The 15,823-nt window shown below is 41.5% G+C and carries 12 protein-coding genes; 5 read left to right on the plus strand and 7 right to left on the minus strand.

Going from position 1 to position 15,823, the window contains the following annotated elements:
- Positions 1-4,597: PAS domain S-box protein (locus ACFE93_RS30280; protein WP_375479115.1), on the minus strand; the 4,597-nt coding region annotated here is incomplete at its 3' end.
- A gap of 894 nt (positions 4,598-5,491) precedes the next feature.
- On the opposite strand from ACFE93_RS30280, the gene ACFE93_RS30285 reads away from it, so the two are divergent.
- Positions 5,492-5,752, plus strand: coding sequence for a hypothetical protein (locus ACFE93_RS30285; RefSeq protein WP_375479117.1), 261 nt, complete (start codon positions 5,492-5,494; stop codon positions 5,750-5,752).
- 170 nt (positions 5,753-5,922) lie between these two features.
- Here the strand turns inward: ACFE93_RS30285 and ggt are convergent, their stop codons facing one another.
- Positions 5,923-7,680 carry a gamma-glutamyltransferase gene (gene ggt / locus ACFE93_RS30290; protein WP_375479119.1) on the minus strand — a complete coding sequence of 586 codons (1,758 nt, stop codon included), beginning with the start codon at positions 7,678-7,680 and terminating at the stop codon, positions 5,923-5,925.
- Positions 7,681-7,780: 100 nt separating this feature from the next.
- Here ggt and ACFE93_RS30295 point away from each other — a divergent pair, with 100 nt between their 5' ends.
- The gene (locus ACFE93_RS30295; protein ID WP_375479121.1) at positions 7,781-8,512 is read left to right on the plus strand and encodes a phytochelatin synthase family protein; all 732 of its coding nucleotides are present in this window, start codon (positions 7,781-7,783) and stop codon (positions 8,510-8,512) included.
- A gap of 137 nt (positions 8,513-8,649) precedes the next feature.
- Entirely contained in the window at positions 8,650-9,279 is a 630-nt protein-coding gene (locus ACFE93_RS30300) for a Uma2 family endonuclease (RefSeq protein ID WP_375479123.1), read from the plus strand.
- Positions 9,280-9,449: 170 nt separating this feature from the next.
- Here ACFE93_RS30300 and ACFE93_RS30305 read toward each other — a convergent pair whose 3' ends face one another.
- Genes ACFE93_RS30305 through ACFE93_RS30315 form a run of 3 tightly spaced genes read right to left on the minus strand, consistent with a single transcriptional unit; the run spans position 9,450 to position 11,739 of the window.
- Positions 9,450-10,352 carry a glycine betaine ABC transporter substrate-binding protein gene (locus ACFE93_RS30305; protein ID WP_375479125.1) on the minus strand — a complete coding sequence of 301 codons (903 nt, stop codon included), beginning with the start codon at positions 10,350-10,352 and terminating at the stop codon, positions 9,450-9,452.
- Positions 10,352-10,984, minus strand: coding sequence for an ABC transporter permease (locus tag ACFE93_RS30310; protein WP_375479127.1), 633 nt, complete (start codon positions 10,982-10,984; stop codon positions 10,352-10,354). Before ACFE93_RS30310 ends, ACFE93_RS30305 begins: the two co-directional genes overlap by 1 nt.
- Positions 10,981-11,739: an ATP-binding cassette domain-containing protein gene (locus ACFE93_RS30315; protein WP_375479129.1), complete on the minus strand. Its 759-nt coding sequence runs from the start codon at positions 11,737-11,739 to the stop codon at positions 10,981-10,983. Before ACFE93_RS30315 ends, ACFE93_RS30310 begins: the two co-directional genes overlap by 4 nt.
- Before the next feature lie 187 nt (positions 11,740-11,926).
- Between ACFE93_RS30315 and ACFE93_RS30320 the strand changes: the two genes are divergently transcribed.
- Together ACFE93_RS30320 and ACFE93_RS30325 are read left to right on the plus strand one after the other, a co-directional pair.
- Positions 11,927-13,081 carry an AAA family ATPase gene (locus ACFE93_RS30320; RefSeq protein ID WP_375479132.1) on the plus strand — a complete coding sequence of 385 codons (1,155 nt, stop codon included), beginning with the start codon at positions 11,927-11,929 and terminating at the stop codon, positions 13,079-13,081.
- Positions 13,078-13,683 carry a DUF4276 family protein gene (locus tag ACFE93_RS30325; RefSeq protein WP_375479134.1) on the plus strand — a complete coding sequence of 202 codons (606 nt, stop codon included), beginning with the start codon at positions 13,078-13,080 and terminating at the stop codon, positions 13,681-13,683. Before ACFE93_RS30320 ends, ACFE93_RS30325 begins: the two co-directional genes overlap by 4 nt.
- A 161-nt stretch (positions 13,684-13,844) precedes the next feature.
- Here ACFE93_RS30325 and ACFE93_RS30330 read toward each other — a convergent pair whose 3' ends face one another.
- Together ACFE93_RS30330 and ACFE93_RS30335 are read right to left on the minus strand one after the other, a co-directional pair.
- Positions 13,845-14,783, minus strand: coding sequence for an ABC transporter permease (locus ACFE93_RS30330; protein WP_375479136.1), 939 nt, complete (start codon positions 14,781-14,783; stop codon positions 13,845-13,847).
- A gap of 75 nt (positions 14,784-14,858) precedes the next feature.
- The coding region (locus ACFE93_RS30335) for an ABC transporter permease (protein ID WP_375479138.1) at positions 14,859-15,823 on the minus strand (965 nt) is incomplete at its 5' end.

The following is a 15,823-nucleotide window of genomic DNA, read 5'->3' on the forward strand; positions in this document are numbered from 1 at the left end:
CCCTTCCAGTATCGGTAAATTTGATTGCATTTCCCAGGAGATTAAGCAAGACTTGACGCAGTTTACTTTCGTCAACTTGGATGTACTGAGGAAGGTGAGATGTATATTCAAAGACCAATTCCAATCCTTTGGAGGTGGCGCGAAAGCGCAACATCTCTTCGAGGTTTTTCAAAAGGCGAATTAAGTCAAAACTGTTGATATTTAAGGTTATTTTGCCAGCTTCGATTTTAGACATTTCCAAAATGTCGTTGATTAAATTTAGGAGATGTTCGCCAGCACGATTGATGATTGCTAGATTTTGCTGATGTTCAGTTGATAATTCACGATCGTGGCTCATGACTTGGGTAAAACCAAGGATGGCGTTAAGTGGAGTACGCAGTTCGTGACTCATGTTGGCCAGGAATTCGCTTTTGGCACGGTTAGCAGCATCAGCAACGATCACAGCTTCTTGCAATGCTTGGGACTGCCTTTGAGTTTGTGCTAGCAATTGTGCCTGCTGTAAAGCAACACCTAACTGATTGCCAATTTGAACTACGATGTTAATTTCTCCTGATTTCCATTGGCGGGGATCGGAATTTTGATAGCTCGCCAGCAATCCCCAAAGCTGACTACCATGCAAAATCGGAACAATAATATATGCTTTGGCCTGAAAGCGCTCTAAGAGGTTGATATAAGCAGGATGAAACTCAGCGTTGTAAATGTCTGGGACACAAATGAAACTTGCACCTGGGGTTACTTGCAAATCGGGATATTCCACGTGGTTATTACCGCCATCCAAAATTTTCGCTAGGCAGTGCCCATCTTGTAAGACACCCTCTGTGAGATGAGGATCGTTGTTGTGTTCTTCTATGAGAGAAATCCAACCGTTACCCACCGATTCAGAAACAAATTCGCCATTCCAGTCGGGATTGAAACGATAGACAACAACCCGATCGCAGTTGAGTACTTGGCGTAATTCTTCGGTTGTAGCCGCAAATATCGTTTCTAAATCCAGTGTTTGGCGCATTCTTTGAATCACTTGAGCGATCGCTCTTTCTCGCTCTGCACTCTCACGCAAGGCTTCTTCTGCCAATTTTCTCTCGGTAATATCTGTAATTGTACCGATGTAGCCTTTAATTTCTCCATCATCTCTAAATTCTGGCAAAGCCTGACAAATTACCCAGACGACTGTACTATCATCATGCAAGAAACGATGTTCGTACTTATAGGTTGACTTAGCAGCTGTTGCTTGATTCCATGTCAACAATAGCTGTTCGCGGTCGTCTGGATGTACGGCATTTGCCCAACCTGTTCCCAGAGATCCTTCTAAACTACATCCAGTAATTTCACTCCAGCGTTGATTAAAATATAAAACATTGCCATCCACATCAGTATGAAAGATACAAGCTGGTGAGGCTTCTGCTAGAAGTTGATATCGTTGCTGACCTGACTGCAAAGCTAGTTCTGCCAATTTGCGATCGTTAATGTCTGCCCAATAACCAACACATTCGATTGGGTAGTCAGCTTCGTCACGAATTAACCTCATCTTTTCGTAGAACCAGTGATAAGTTCCGTCAGCGTGTAACCAACGGTATTCGTAGGAAATGTACTCCTGCTCAACAAGGTGGGAAAGTTTTTCTGAGATGAATTCAATATCTTGGGGATGGACGTGATAAAGCCAAAAACTGGAGTTATCGATAAATTCCTGCGCTTCGTAACCCACCATTTCTTTAACGTTGTCACTGATAAAAGTAGTGCTAAAATCGTCCGATGTTTTGCTGCTATAAATGACTACAGGGCTAGAGGTGAGGAGATATTGTAGGCGTTCGTTTGCTAAACGTAATTCTTGTTCGACGTGTTTGCGTTCGCGTAGCGCTGCATGTAGTTCGCTAATTTCTACTAAAACTGTGCCGACACCAGAAGGGCGATCGTCTTCACCAACAATCGGAAAATAAGAAGCTAAGAAGTGGCGGATGGTATCTGGTTGTATTGATGCGCCGCTCAATTCTTGATTGAGAATGGGTTGACCGGTTATCAGAACTTGTTGATAAATTGGTTCTACTAAAGGAGCGATGTGGGGTAAGACTTCATGGATGGTCTTGCCAATATGATCTTGCTGGGGTAGTCCATTAATCTCCGCCAACAGTTGGTTGATTTGCACAAACCGCAGCTGGTTATCTACAATATTCATACCGACGGGAGCACTGCTAAAAAAGGCATTGAGACGAGCTTCTCTAAGTGCTAGTTCTTGTTCTAGGGTTTTGCGCTCAATCAACCCACCCAACTGAGCAGCAACAGCACTGACTAGCAAGAGCAAACGCCGATCTACCAATACTGAGCTACGTTTAAAAAACACTAAAACAGCTAATACTTGGTTTCCAGCCAGTATGGGAACACCAAACCCAGCTTTTAATCCCACCTTTGCAGCTTCTGGCGATCGCCAGAAAACTGGTTGTGTAACTTTAGAAACATCTTCTATCCATTCTGGTTCTTGGTTCTGCCAAACTCTTCCTGGTAATCCCACTCCCAGAGTGAATTTCACAGTTTGGCTTTGGTAGCAAAATTCTTCTAAACTGCTATCCTCTCCGTACCACCCCAGACTGTGTTCTAAAACAGTCCCATCTTCATTAGGTATCCAGGCTTCACCAAAATCCCAGCCAATGCTGTGACAAATTAAGCGCAAGACCACTGCTAAGGCGCTGTTGACATCACTGGCGCGAGTGATAGCTTGGGTTGTCAACAGTAACAAACGGCTTTCATTTTCTGCCTGTTTGCGTTCAGTAATATCTTTGGCGGTGCCCAGTACGTACCATTGCCCATCAATCTCGATCATTTCTGCACTCAACAGTGTTGTCCTGATTTCTCCTGTTGAAGTGTAGACATCAATCTCATAGTTGCGGATAGCTTTTGTTTGTTGCAGGATGTGGGTGAGAAAATTATATTCTTCTGGATTCACCCAAAGATTCAATTCTTCATCGGTGCGATCGATCACTTGAGAATGAGAATAACCAAAAAACCGACAAAAGCTATCGTTTACTTCGATGTAGCGTTTGCCCTGAACAGTAATCAAGGCAATAGGATCGGGAGATGACCGAAAAGCTGACGCTAACTTTTCTTCAGAAGCGCGTCGCGCTGCTTCTGCGCGTTGGCGTTCTTTTGCCTGCAATACCAAGGATACTAAATTACCCAGAGAGCGAACGAAATTTTGGTCTTCTAGCGTCCATTGATGAGTAGTTCCCACTGCCTCCAAACATAAAACTCCTACAGTCTTTCCCTCCAGCCTAACGGGTGTATTGAGTATAGAGGTGATGTTTAACCTTGAGTAAGACTCAGAAAATTCTTTAGTTCTGGGATCGGTATGAGCATCATCTGCGGCGATTGGTTGGTCTTGCTGCAAAGCTGCAAAATAAACTGGATAGTCTGCCACTGATAATAAAAGTCCTTCGCTATGTTGATTGCGACTGCCCTCAAATAGATCGAAACACTGGATTTTTATGCCTGTTTCGTCATACAGCCAGACACTAGCTCGTTCTATGCCAATATTCTTGACAGCTGTTTCTGTGATTTTACTCAAGGCTGCTTTCAAATCACCCTGATAAAGCGTCTGATTTTGTGCCAATTGTGTTAGCACTAGATTATGATTGCGGAGCTTAATCGCGCTTTCTTGGAGTAATTTTTCTATTCCTCGACGCTGTGTAATATTACTAGCAGTACCTGTCATGCCTATAACCTGACCCTCTTCGTTGCGTAATGCGATCGCATTCAACATTAAATAAAGTAAGGTACCGTCTTTAGCTACACAGGTAGTTTCATGCTGAAAGATAGACTTTCCCTGAAGAACGCGCTCAAAGGCTACTTTATCTTGAGCGACTTGTGTAGGTGAGATGAAATCAATTAAGGCACGCCCGATCATTTCTTGGGGTTCGTAGCCATAAATCTGCTTGACTGCTGGATTGACAAAGGTAATTAGTCCATCAATGTCCACCGACCAGATCGTGTCCTGAGATGTCTCCACTAGGAGCCGATACTGACTTTCACTCTTCTTGAGGGCGGCTTCGACTACAAGGCGTTCGCTTTGATAAACTTCTCTACAAAAGGCTTTGCTAATGCTAACGGGAATTTCTTTAAAAATATCTTCTATTTGTCTGTTGCAAATATTTAACTCAACTGTAATCCGTTGACGCTCTTTAATCTCCTGTTGCAGTTGGAATTTTTTTTCTTTCAACTGTTTTTTCAGTCTTTGGAGAGTGAGTTGATTTTGGACGCGTAATAAAACTTCTTTAGTTTGGAATGGTTGAGTAATATAGTCAATATCGCCTAAATTTAAGACATTTATTTTTTCAAAACAATCATCGGAAATTCCGAAAATAATTATCGGAATCTCTTGAGTTTGAGCGTTAGCTTTCAAATATTGACATACTTCATAACCATCCTCCTCTATAATCAGAACATTTAGCAAAAGCAAATCCGGGGAATAAACGAGTACCGTATTGATTGCCAATTGCCCAGAAATGACACTTTCTACCTGATAACCTTGGTGTTGAAGTATGTCTGATAAAAAATGTAAATTCTCTAAGTTGTCATCAACTAATAAAATTTTTATTTTTTGAGCATCCATATCAGTTAATAAGTTAATTTTAAATCAGGAAGAATTTTTTGAATAAAACTGAACATGACATCAGAAAGCAAAACTCTGTCACCAGATTGTAAATAAAATCATCGTCGTTTACAACCATACTTAAGCGCAGGGTGTATGGAAAAGTTGCAAATAAGCAGGATAACTGTTTATATCATGTTTGCTTCATTACTTAATTAAATCCCAAGAATCCCAAACAGCCAAAGCTACGGCGTACACACAAGTCGAAAAAACCTAGCTTGCATGAGGCTTGACTCGTTCCCAGTCTCCGCCTGACAATACATTAGACCTCTTGCAAAAGTCCCTAACACCCCACCCCTAAGAGCTTGCAAGGAGGGGTTCTTTATTTTTGATTTATGCAAGAGGTCTATTAAATCTCTGACTCAATGTCTGACTGGAGGCCAAAGTACCAGTAACGCTGCAAAACCACAGATATTGCTGTATCTGCGGGAAATATTGCAACAAGGACGAATGGTACTTTCCTAAGTCTGTACAGTGCCTTTGGTACTACACGTTGCAGGACTTGATTAACCAAAAGAGATTTTTCATAGTCCCCAATTGTCTACAGTGAAAAACAAATAATCTGATTGCGAGCCTCAGTTAAAACAGTAGTGATTGTTACACACGATCGCAAAAAACGCGGATAACATGAGAAAAATCTCACCCAATAAACAAGGTGAGGTAAGGCTGTTTATCTTTATGTCCCGTTAGCAGCTGTCTTCCAGGCTATGAGTTGTTAAGCAATTATCTCGCAGTGGATAGAACTTAATTACATTTTGTCTAAAGTATTAGGCAAAAAGTTATCACTCTTGGGGATAATTTACTTGACAAAAGTCCGTTATTATGCATAATTAGCTGAAAGCAAAGGAGTTTGCAATGCATCGACAAATGTGCTGGTTATCTAAGTCTGGTGGCGACGGAGAGAAAATTTTGTATTTGCAGACAGAACCCAATCAACCCTGGCGTCCCTACACAGCTTTTGGACATTTTGCAGTCCCAGATTATCAGATACCAGGTGGTTCTAAAGGTTGGGCAACTTATCAAAAACTTTTGAAAGCAGGTTGGACACTAGTACCTAGCGCACGAGCAAACGAATTTGGCAGCAGTTACGCAGACTCAACAATCCAAAATCAATAAGGGCATTGGCATTGGGCAAAACAGTTCCGTTAGCGTCAGCGGGGCGTTTAGCCCGTTTCGAGTTCCTCGGCAAGCGAGTAAAGAAGTGAGATTCCCCACTCAGCACTCAGCACTCCTGAAGGGCATTGGGCATTGGGGATTAGTTATTTTCCTCATCCCCCTCATCTTTGTTAAAAGCCTCTAGGGGAACCTTCACCGCGAGGATCGGCGGCTCCTTCTAAAGTTCCATCAGATGTAACAGCGATCGCGTTACTATTACCCCAAGGCGTAGTTTCCTTTATTTTGTGTCCCCGTCTGCGTAAATCTTGCAAAGTTAGAGCATCCAAGCCCCAGGATTCGACGCGCAACTCATCTGGAAGCCATTGATGATGTATGCGTGGAACAGAAACAGCCGCACCAACATCCATGTTGTATTCCAGCACGTTCAGGATTACTTGCAAAACCTGGGTGATGATGGTGCTACCACCAGGCGCACCCACTGCCATCCGTAAATGACCATTTTCTGTGACAATTGTGGGAGTCATGCTGGATAAAGGAGTTTTGCGGGGTGCAATGCTGTTGGCATCGTTACCAACTAAACCAGAAGCATTAGGCACTCCTGGCGCAGCTGCAAAATCATCCATCTCATTGTTGAGAATAATTCCAGTTCCCGGTGTCACCACACCAGCACCAAAACTGAGATTAATCGTGAAAGTCAGACTTATGGCGTTGCGTTGTTCATCCACAACATTCAGATGAGTGGTTTGGGGAGATTCATGCGGAAGACAAGGGGATGAGGGAAGATGCAGACATTTTGAATTCAAATCTACTGGCTTGACTTCGGTGGAGGGTCGAGCCATTTGCATATTAATTTCTTGACGGCGTTTTTTGGCGTAAGCTGGACTGAGCAGTTCTTGTACGGGGACTTTGACAAAATCAGGATCGCCTAAATATTTTGAGCGATCGGCATAAGCAATCTTCATTGCTTCTACCATTAAATGTATCGCGTCTGGATGATGCCATCCCAAAGATTTTAGATCGGTGTCACCGATAATATTTAAAATCTGCAATAGGTGAACGCCTCCTGATGATGGTGGTGGCATTGAGCAAATTTTAGCCTTGCGGAAATTTCCACAAACGGGAGTGCGCCAGATTGGCTTATAAGCTTTCAGGTCTTCGAGAGTGATTAAACCACCATTTTTTACCATATCAGAAGCGATCGCACGAGCAATACTTCCGGTGTAAAAACTTTGAGGATTTTCGGCAATTGCTGTTAAAGTGCGTGCCAAATCACGCTGCACTAACTTCTCTCCTGGTTGGTAAAATTCACCATTGCGAGTAAAAATTTCTCGTGCGGCGGGATTGTTGAGAACTACTTCCTTGCGGGGATCGTTTGCTTGCAGAGAACGCCAAGTTACCATATCACTAAGAATAAAGCCATCTTTAGCGAGTGCGATCGCAGGTTTCATTACCTCTTGCCAAGAAAGCTTACCATAGCGACGATGCACTTCATAAAGTCCCGCCACCGTTCCTGGTGTCCCTACTGCCAAATAACCATTAATACTTGCATTCGGACGCACCTTTCCTTCTGCCTCTAAATACATATTTCTTGTAGCTTTCAGGGGTGCGCGTTCGCGGAAATCTAGCGCTTTCATCTCGCCAGTTTTCTCAGAGTGCATCAGCAAAAATCCGCCGCCGCCGATTCCGGCTGAAAAAGGCTCAACTACAGAAAGTGCAAAGGTTGTAGCTACGGCTGCATCCACTGCATTACCACCTTTGCGTAACATCGAAATTCCTGCTTCACTTGCTAGAGGATGGGCTGAAACCACCATTCCCTTCTTGCTGTGTAAGGGTAAAGTTAAGGCGGCTGATGCTACTTGGCTGTAAAGTAAGATGCTGAAAGAAAAGATTACGCTCGCAACTCGCTTGGGTTTAGCAACAGTAAACATTTTTATCCCATTTCTCCGAAAATTTTATACTTATTTAGCATCTTGGTGTGAGATTATTAATACGATCTGATTTGAAAATTTTACAGCACTTGTAAATGCTATGTTACAAAAAATAAGTAAAACATTTTTCAAAGCTTTAACTATTGGATTATGTATCTCTAGCGGCAGCGTTCTCTCTCAAACATTACCGCTTTCCTCTAACTTAGTAGGTTTTAATACCCCGGAAGGTGAAAAATTCTTAGTTGAGAGTAAATCAAAAGAAGATTTTTTTCCACTGAGTATGCAATTCATCACTCAAAATAATCAGGCATATTGTGGTGTTGCTAGTATGGTTATGGTACTGAATGGTTTACAAATTCCAGCACCAGAAGCACAGCAGTACAAGCCATATCGAGTATTTACTCAAGAAAACTTTTTTAGTAATGATAATACAAAAAAAGTCCTGGCTCCTGAAGTTGTGTCTCGTCAAGGTATGACTTTAGATCAATTAGGGCAATTATTAGCTAGCTATGGCGTTAAAGTTAATGTTTACCACGCTACCGACACTAGTTTAGAGGAGTTCCGTAAACAAGCAGCAGAAAATTTAAAACAACCGCAAAATTTCATTTTAGTAAACTATTTACGCAAAGAAATTGGTCAAGAGAAAGGCGGACATATTTCTCCTGTAGCAGCATATAATGAGCAAACAGATAGGTTTTTAATTCTTGATGTTTCTCGTTACAAGTATCCACCAGTGTGGGTAAAAACAACAGATTTATGGAAAGCAATGCTGACAAATGATTCTGTATCCAAGAAGAGCCGTGGCTTTGTATTTGTAAGCAAAAACCTTTGATATAATAATTTGTTTATTTAATTTATGAATCCTGCGATCGCTTATCCTCGATGTAGTGCGATGTCTAGCGACAAGCCGCTTCTCTACGAGACGCTACGCGAACGCGTCTACGCCAATATCTAAAATGTGAGCTAATTATGGATACCGTAATTACACCAGAAAGAATCGAGTTACCACCTGGCGCGGTGTTGAAGCTTTTGGGAAACTGGAAAGACTATCAAGTATTGAGTCAGCAACTAGGCGATCGCTCCTCACCTCGCATTAAATATCGCAGAGGAGAAATTTTACTGATGGCACCGCTACCAGAGCATGGAAGAGATGCGAGTTTGTTGGCATTGATAGTAATAGCTTTACTTGACCACTTAAACCGTGCATACGAATCATTTACGCCCATTACCATGAGCTTGCCAGAAATTAGTGGTATTGAACCAGACTTTTGCTTTTACATTGAAAATTGCAGAGCAGTAGTAGGCAAAAAAAGAATTGATTGGGAGTCAGACCCACCACCAGATTTAGCAATTGAAATAGATGTGACAAGCTACACCGATATTAATGATTTCTTGCCTTATCGAGTGCCAGAAGTTTGGATATTAAAGAGTAATCGGTTATTAATTTATCGATTGCAGGGAGAAAGTTATGTGCTTACAGAAAGCAGCTACTTTCCTAACGTCAGAGAAATTGTGCAGCAATGTCTCCAAATGGCTAATGAACAAACAACAAGTGAAGTCATTAGGTGGTTAAAGAACTTTTTGCGGGAACAGCAGTAGTACAATGTTTAAACTAGTAATGAAAAGTTTGTAGTAAGCACTTTAATGCTTAGAGAAAAAGCACTAAAGTCCTTACTACGAACTTACTTACCCATCAATTTAAACTTGACAAACTAGTAGAGTGTATTACGCTAACCCTTAATTACGAATTACGAATTACGAATTACGAATTATTTGAATCCCTTAGATTTACGAAACTCCTGGACAACATCTTTAACATCACGTAATTCCCCCTCAACTAAATAATTTAACTGTCGCATTTCATCTGCCGAAATCTTTCCGGTAAGTGATGTGATCGCTGTTCTGACTTCAGGATATTTTTTTAAAATTTCTTGTCGAACAATTGGTGCAGCTTCGTAAGGTGGGAAATATTTTTTATCATCCTTTAGTACCACTACATCCAAGCGGGAAATCTGCCCATCTGTGGAACTACCCGCTACCATATCTACTTGTTTTTGAATCAAAGCACGATATACTAAACCCAAGTCCATAATTTGGGGAGGTTTAGCAAAAAGTAACCCGTAGGTTTTAGCTAATCCTGGAAAACCATCTTCCCTTTCCAAAAATTCATAGCCAAAACCGCCGCGCCACTGAGGTGTATATTGAGAAGCTTGGGAGAGAGTTTGAATATTGTTACGCTTGGCATCTTCACCCCGGACAATCATCGCAAAAGTATTTTCAAAACCCAAGCTTGGCATCACTTCCAAATTAAATTGCTGGGCATAAAGTTGTTTTAACTTCTGATAAACTTCTTTAGGGTCATTAACTGGTTTTTGCTTTAAAATCCCAGTAAAAGATGTGCCTGTGTACTCAATATATGCATCAATTTTCCCAGAAGTAATAGCACTATGACAGATGAAAGAACCACCCAAACGGAAACGGCGATCCACTTTTAAATTAGTTGTCGCCTCAATTTGCTGTGCTAAAAGTTCACCTAAAATATCTTGTTCAGTAAAATCTTTTGAAGCAACAATAATATCAGCACCGTTATTACTATTTAAATTCGGCGTACAACCAGCGATTAACAATAACAAAGCAAAACTTAACAAGCAAAGCGTGAAAAATCTCTTCATTAATTTTTAATTTTTAATTTATTCTCTATCCAGCCAATTGCAAAGTCAGCCAGTAATGCAATTGTCGCCGCCGGAACTGCACCAGCTAAAATTAACTGATCGTTCACTACTGATATGCCGCGAAAAATAAACACTCCCAAACCACCAGCACCAATAGCTGCGGCAATAGTTGCAATACCTATGGCAATTACCGTTGCAACTCGCACTCCTGCCAGAATTACTCCCATCGCTAAGGGAATCTCAACTTGCAACAACAATTGTCTATCTGTCATTCCCATGCCTCTCCCAGCTTCCCGAATAGCTGGATCGATGCTAGTAATACCTGTGTAAGTGTTACGAATTATCGGCAGCAAAGAATATACAGTCAGGGCAACAATTGCTGGTACTGCACCAATTCCGCCAATTATCGGAACAGGAATGAGTAAGCCAAACAGGGCCAAACTAGGAATAGTTTGCAGAATATTCGCTATACCGAGAATTGGTTGGCGGAGATAGGTTTTACGTGTAATTAAAATACCTAAAGGAATGCCTACAAGTATGGCAATTCCGATCGCAATACCTACTAAAAATAGGTGTTCTAGAGTATGCTGAAGAATTTCTGGAGCATACTTAACCAGGAAGAAATTTTTCATAAAGTATCTTGCAGAGAACGCAGACATTGCAGAAAGGCGAGGCTTTCTGGATGTTGCGATCGCATAAATTCATCTCTCGTCCCCAATACTACCAATTCTCCGCCAGACATTAAACCAATTCTCGATGCCAACACAAAGGCTTCTTGAATATCATGGGTGACAAACACAACAGTTTTGCCTAATTCTTGCTGCAAATGCCGAAACTCTTGTTGCAGTTCTAGCCGCGTAATTGGATCGAGTGCGCCAAAGGGTTCATCCATCAACAACACTGGCGGATCTGCTGCTAAAGCCCTGGCTACCCCGACTCTTTGCCTTTGTCCTCCCGAAAGTTCGTGCGGATAACGTCCCGCGAATTGTGCTGGTTCTAAGCCTACCAATTGCAACAATTCATAAACCCGCGTTTTAATTTGTTTTGGTTGCCAACTTTCTAAAGAAGGGACTAAACCCACATTGCGTTCGACAGTGAAGTGGGGAAATAAACCAATTTCTTGAATGACGTAACCAATTTTTCGCCGCAGTTTAATTTCATCCCATTGAGTTGTGGAAATGCCATTAAATAAAACTTCGCCTTGTGTAGGTGTAAATAGGCGATTAATTAACTTCATTGTCGTGGTTTTGCCGCTACCACTGCGCCCAAGTAATACTAGTGCTTCTCCTTGGGAGATGGTGAAATTGAGATTTGACACCAATGGGCGATGGTTGCGGCTAAAGGTGACATCACGGAATTCGACGGTGGTTTGGTTATTTTGCGGCATGAGTGGCTTTTGATATAAGCATATATCACATTATTTGTTGATTTTGCTATTATGCTAACGCCCGCGTTGACCTATTCAGATTTTGTGGATACTGCTAAGAATTGCCTTAAGGCTTTACAGTAGGGAAAAGATCAGAAAGTACGGACACTAGAAAGCAATAGGTACAACAGTTGGTAATAACTATATTATGAACTCGTTTGAAAGTATAACAATTGAAGGATATCGTCGCTTGTATAATGTACAAGTCGATATGCATGAGCGACCTCTGACGGTGATGATTGGGGCTAATGGTGTAGGTAAAACCTCTCTGTTAGAAATTTTTTCACTTTTAGCAGCATCAGCAAATGCTCAACTAGGAACCAAAATTTCCGAATTGGGTGGACTGGGTGATATCATGACGCGCGATCGGGCTAAAAGTATAACAATTTCTTTGTCCATGAGTGTGCCTGGTTATGCACCACTCGACTACTTGCTAGAAGTCGCTCCTAAAGGGTTAGCATATGAAATTGCTCTAGAAACACTTACTCAACAAAATGATCGTCAGGCATCAGAACCCTTTAAACACATTGACTCTCGTGGTTTAGATGTTAAATATTTTAATACAGAAGATCAAAAGCTATTGCGCCCAAATTGGGATCATAACCCCTTAGAAACTTCTCTTGCTCAAGTTCCCAAAATGTACCAAGAGCCAGAGAATCTGCGAAAAAGATTAGCTTCTTGCACCTTTTATGGAGCATTAAATGTTGCTCCTAAAAGCCCAGTTCGTTTACCACAATCAATGCGTCCAGTGACCTTACCAGGTTCTCATGGAGAAGATTTAGTTTCGTGCCTTTATTATTTGCGAGAAACTGATTCAGAACGATTTGAAATTATTGAAGATACTCTTGCTGCTGCATTTCCAGATTTTGAGCGTCTATCGTTTCCGCCAGTAGCAGCAGGAACTTTAGCAATGACTTGGAAAGACAAAAATTTTTCTAAGCCTCTTTATATGCATCAGTTATCTGAGGGTACTTTGCGGTTTCTTTGGTTAATAACACTGCTGCAAAGTCCAGATTTAACTGCTGTCACTCTTATTGATGAGCCAGAAGTCAGTTTACACCCAGAATTATTAAGACTATTAGCTGATTTAATGCGCGAAGCTGCCCAACGAACTCAGCTAATTGTGGCAACCCATTCAGATAGATTAATAAGATTTTTAAAACCTGAGGAAGTGCTAGTTTGTGATTCTGAGGATGGTTTAACAACTATGAATTGGGGTGATTCTTTTGATTTAAAAAAATGGCTAGAAGATTATAGTTTAGATCAAATTTGGGCGATGAACTTAATCGGTGGTCGTCCATGAGAATAGCAATTTTAGTTGAGGGTGCAACAGAAAAAGCTTTTGAGCCGATTTTACGAGATTTCCTCAAGTCACGCTTGCAACAACAGATGCCTAAACTTCAGTTTCTACCTGATGATGGTCGGATTCCCAAAGAAGAAAAACTTAGGCGTAAGGTTGAGAATTTACTGACAGGGAGAGATGCTTTCAATGCTGTGATTGCACTAACAGATGTTTATACAGGAACCAATGATTTTCAAGATGCAGCAGATGCTAAAGCAAAAATGAAAATGTGGGTGGGGAATAACCCTAATTTTTATCCCCATGCAGCGCAGTATGATTTTGAAGCTTGGTTACTACCTTATTGGCCAACTATTCAAAAATTGGCTGGACATAATAAGTCAGCACCAAGGGGCTTACCTGAGCAGGTGAATCACAATAAACCTCCGTCATATCATATTAAAGAAATATTCGAGTCAGGTAAAAAACGCAGCTATAGTAAAACTCGCGATGCAGCCAAGATTTTAAAAAACAATAATCTAATGGATGCAGTTAATCTGTGTCCTGAATTAAAAGAATTTTTGAATACTATTCTGTCTCTTTGTGAAATTGATTTGATTCCATGACTAAACTGCCTCGATTAAACGGCGTTCCGGTTCAGCAAAACTCGCAATTTTATCTGATAAAATTTTCAGGTTATAACGGTAATTTTCCGGTATCTAATCAGTAATGTAAGAAGGCAAAAGTTAAACCGCTCCCGGTACAAAGAACGCCCGCTCACGTTAAATTAGTCTGAGTGGTGATTTTCTCCAAAGTAGGGAGTACCTAAAGCTTTCGGAGGTGTAGATTTCCCCAATTTACCCACTAATGCTAATAAAGCGATCGCATAAGGTAGCATGACTAAAAATTGGTAAGGGATATTTGCCCCTAATGCCTGAATTCGCAGTTGTAAAGCTTCTGTAGCCCCAAACAGCAGACAAGCCAAAGCACTACCTACAGGATGCCATCTGCCAAAAATTAATGCTGCGATCGCAATAAATCCTTTACCAGCACTCATCCCTTCGGCAAAAAATCTTACTTGTACTAGAGTTAAATAAGCACCTCCTAAACTCGCAAGAGTGCCACTAATCACCACAGCGATATAACGAACAAATGGTATGGAAATTCCAGCCGTGTCAGCAGCTTTTGGAGATTCTCCCACTGCTCGCAATGTCAATCCAAAGCTAGTTTGAAATAAAATATATGTAGTTAAAATAACTAAGATAAATAATAAATATACTAAAATATCTGACTGAAATAGTAGCGGCCCAATCAGGGGAATATTGGCTAAACCAGGAATCATAATTGCCCCGATTCCAGGTAACTGCTGTGTACTACTGCCATTAAATACTAACCGGGCCAAAAAAGATGTTAATCCAGCTGCGACAAGATTAATTGCTAGCCCAGATACCAATTGATCGACACGCAAAGTTACACACAAAACAGCATGGAGTAGTCCGACTAATCCCCCAGCAATCAAGGATGCAAGGATACCAAGCCAGGGATTACCAGTGTAGAAAGTAGCCGCAGCAGTAGTAAAAGCACCTGTAAGCAACATTCCTTCTAAGGCGATATTTAACACCCCCGAACGTTCCGAGTACAATCCTCCAAGGGCTGCAAATGCTAAGGGGACGGCTAGACGTAAGGTAGCTATTAAGTAATCAAAGAAGAAGTTGAGATTATTCATAGAGTTATTTTTTAACGCAGAGGTTCGCAAAGGGAAGCGCAAAGTTTCGCAGAGTTTTCTGGATGTTCTTCTGGGTTAAATTTTGGCGCTTCTCTGGGTTTTGACTCTTATCTCTCTTTCGACTGCGAAACTGATAGCAATGAATAACACCATAAACCCCTGAATTGCGTAAACTACAGTTACCGGCACACCTGCACTACGCTGCATCACATTTGCACCACTGCGAAGGGCTGCAAAAAACAAAGAAGTTAATACTACACCGACAACACTACCACGACTTAAAAAAGCGATCGCAATGGCATCAAATCCGTAACCTGGGGAAACTTGTTCAAATAGCCGATATTTCAACCCCATCACCTCACAACTCCCAGCTAACCCAGCTAAACCACCCGCAGCAGCCATTACCAGCATAATGGTACGTTCAACAGATATGTAGGCATAACGGGCGGCAATCGGGTTAAATCCCACTGCTGTAATTTGATAACCTAGTGGCGAGCGCACTAACAATACCCATAAAATACCTGCGGCAATTAAACCGAATAAAATACCAGCATGGGCGAGGCTTTGTGGTAATATAATCGGCAAACGCGATGTTTTAGCAATTAATGGCGAATAAGGACTAGGCGCACCTGCTGCCATTAATGGATTTTGTACGAGGTAGCTAACTAAATTCACGGCGATATAGTTGAGCAACAATGTAGTAATTACCTCATTTACTCCGCGCATGGCTTTGAGATAACCAGGAATCCAACCCCAAACTGCACCAAAGAAAAATCCTGCCAAAAGTGCTAAGGGGATATGAATCACCGCAGGTAATCCTTGCACGTACAACCCAATTAAAGTACTTCCCAACGCACCCAGATAAATTTGTCCTTCCCCACCGATATTAAATTGCCCAGCCCGCAACGCCACTAACACGCCTAAACTAGCGAACAATAGCGGTGTCATTTTGGTGAGGGTGTTACCAAATCCAAAGTAAGTAGAGAGGGGAGCATCCCACTTTTTATTATTTAAAAAAAGGTAAATAAAGCATGAGAAGG

Origin of the sequence: uncultured Nostoc sp., from assembly GCF_964247315.1 — a bacterium.
Classification (GTDB): domain Bacteria; phylum Cyanobacteriota; class Cyanobacteriia; order Cyanobacteriales; family Nostocaceae; genus Nostoc.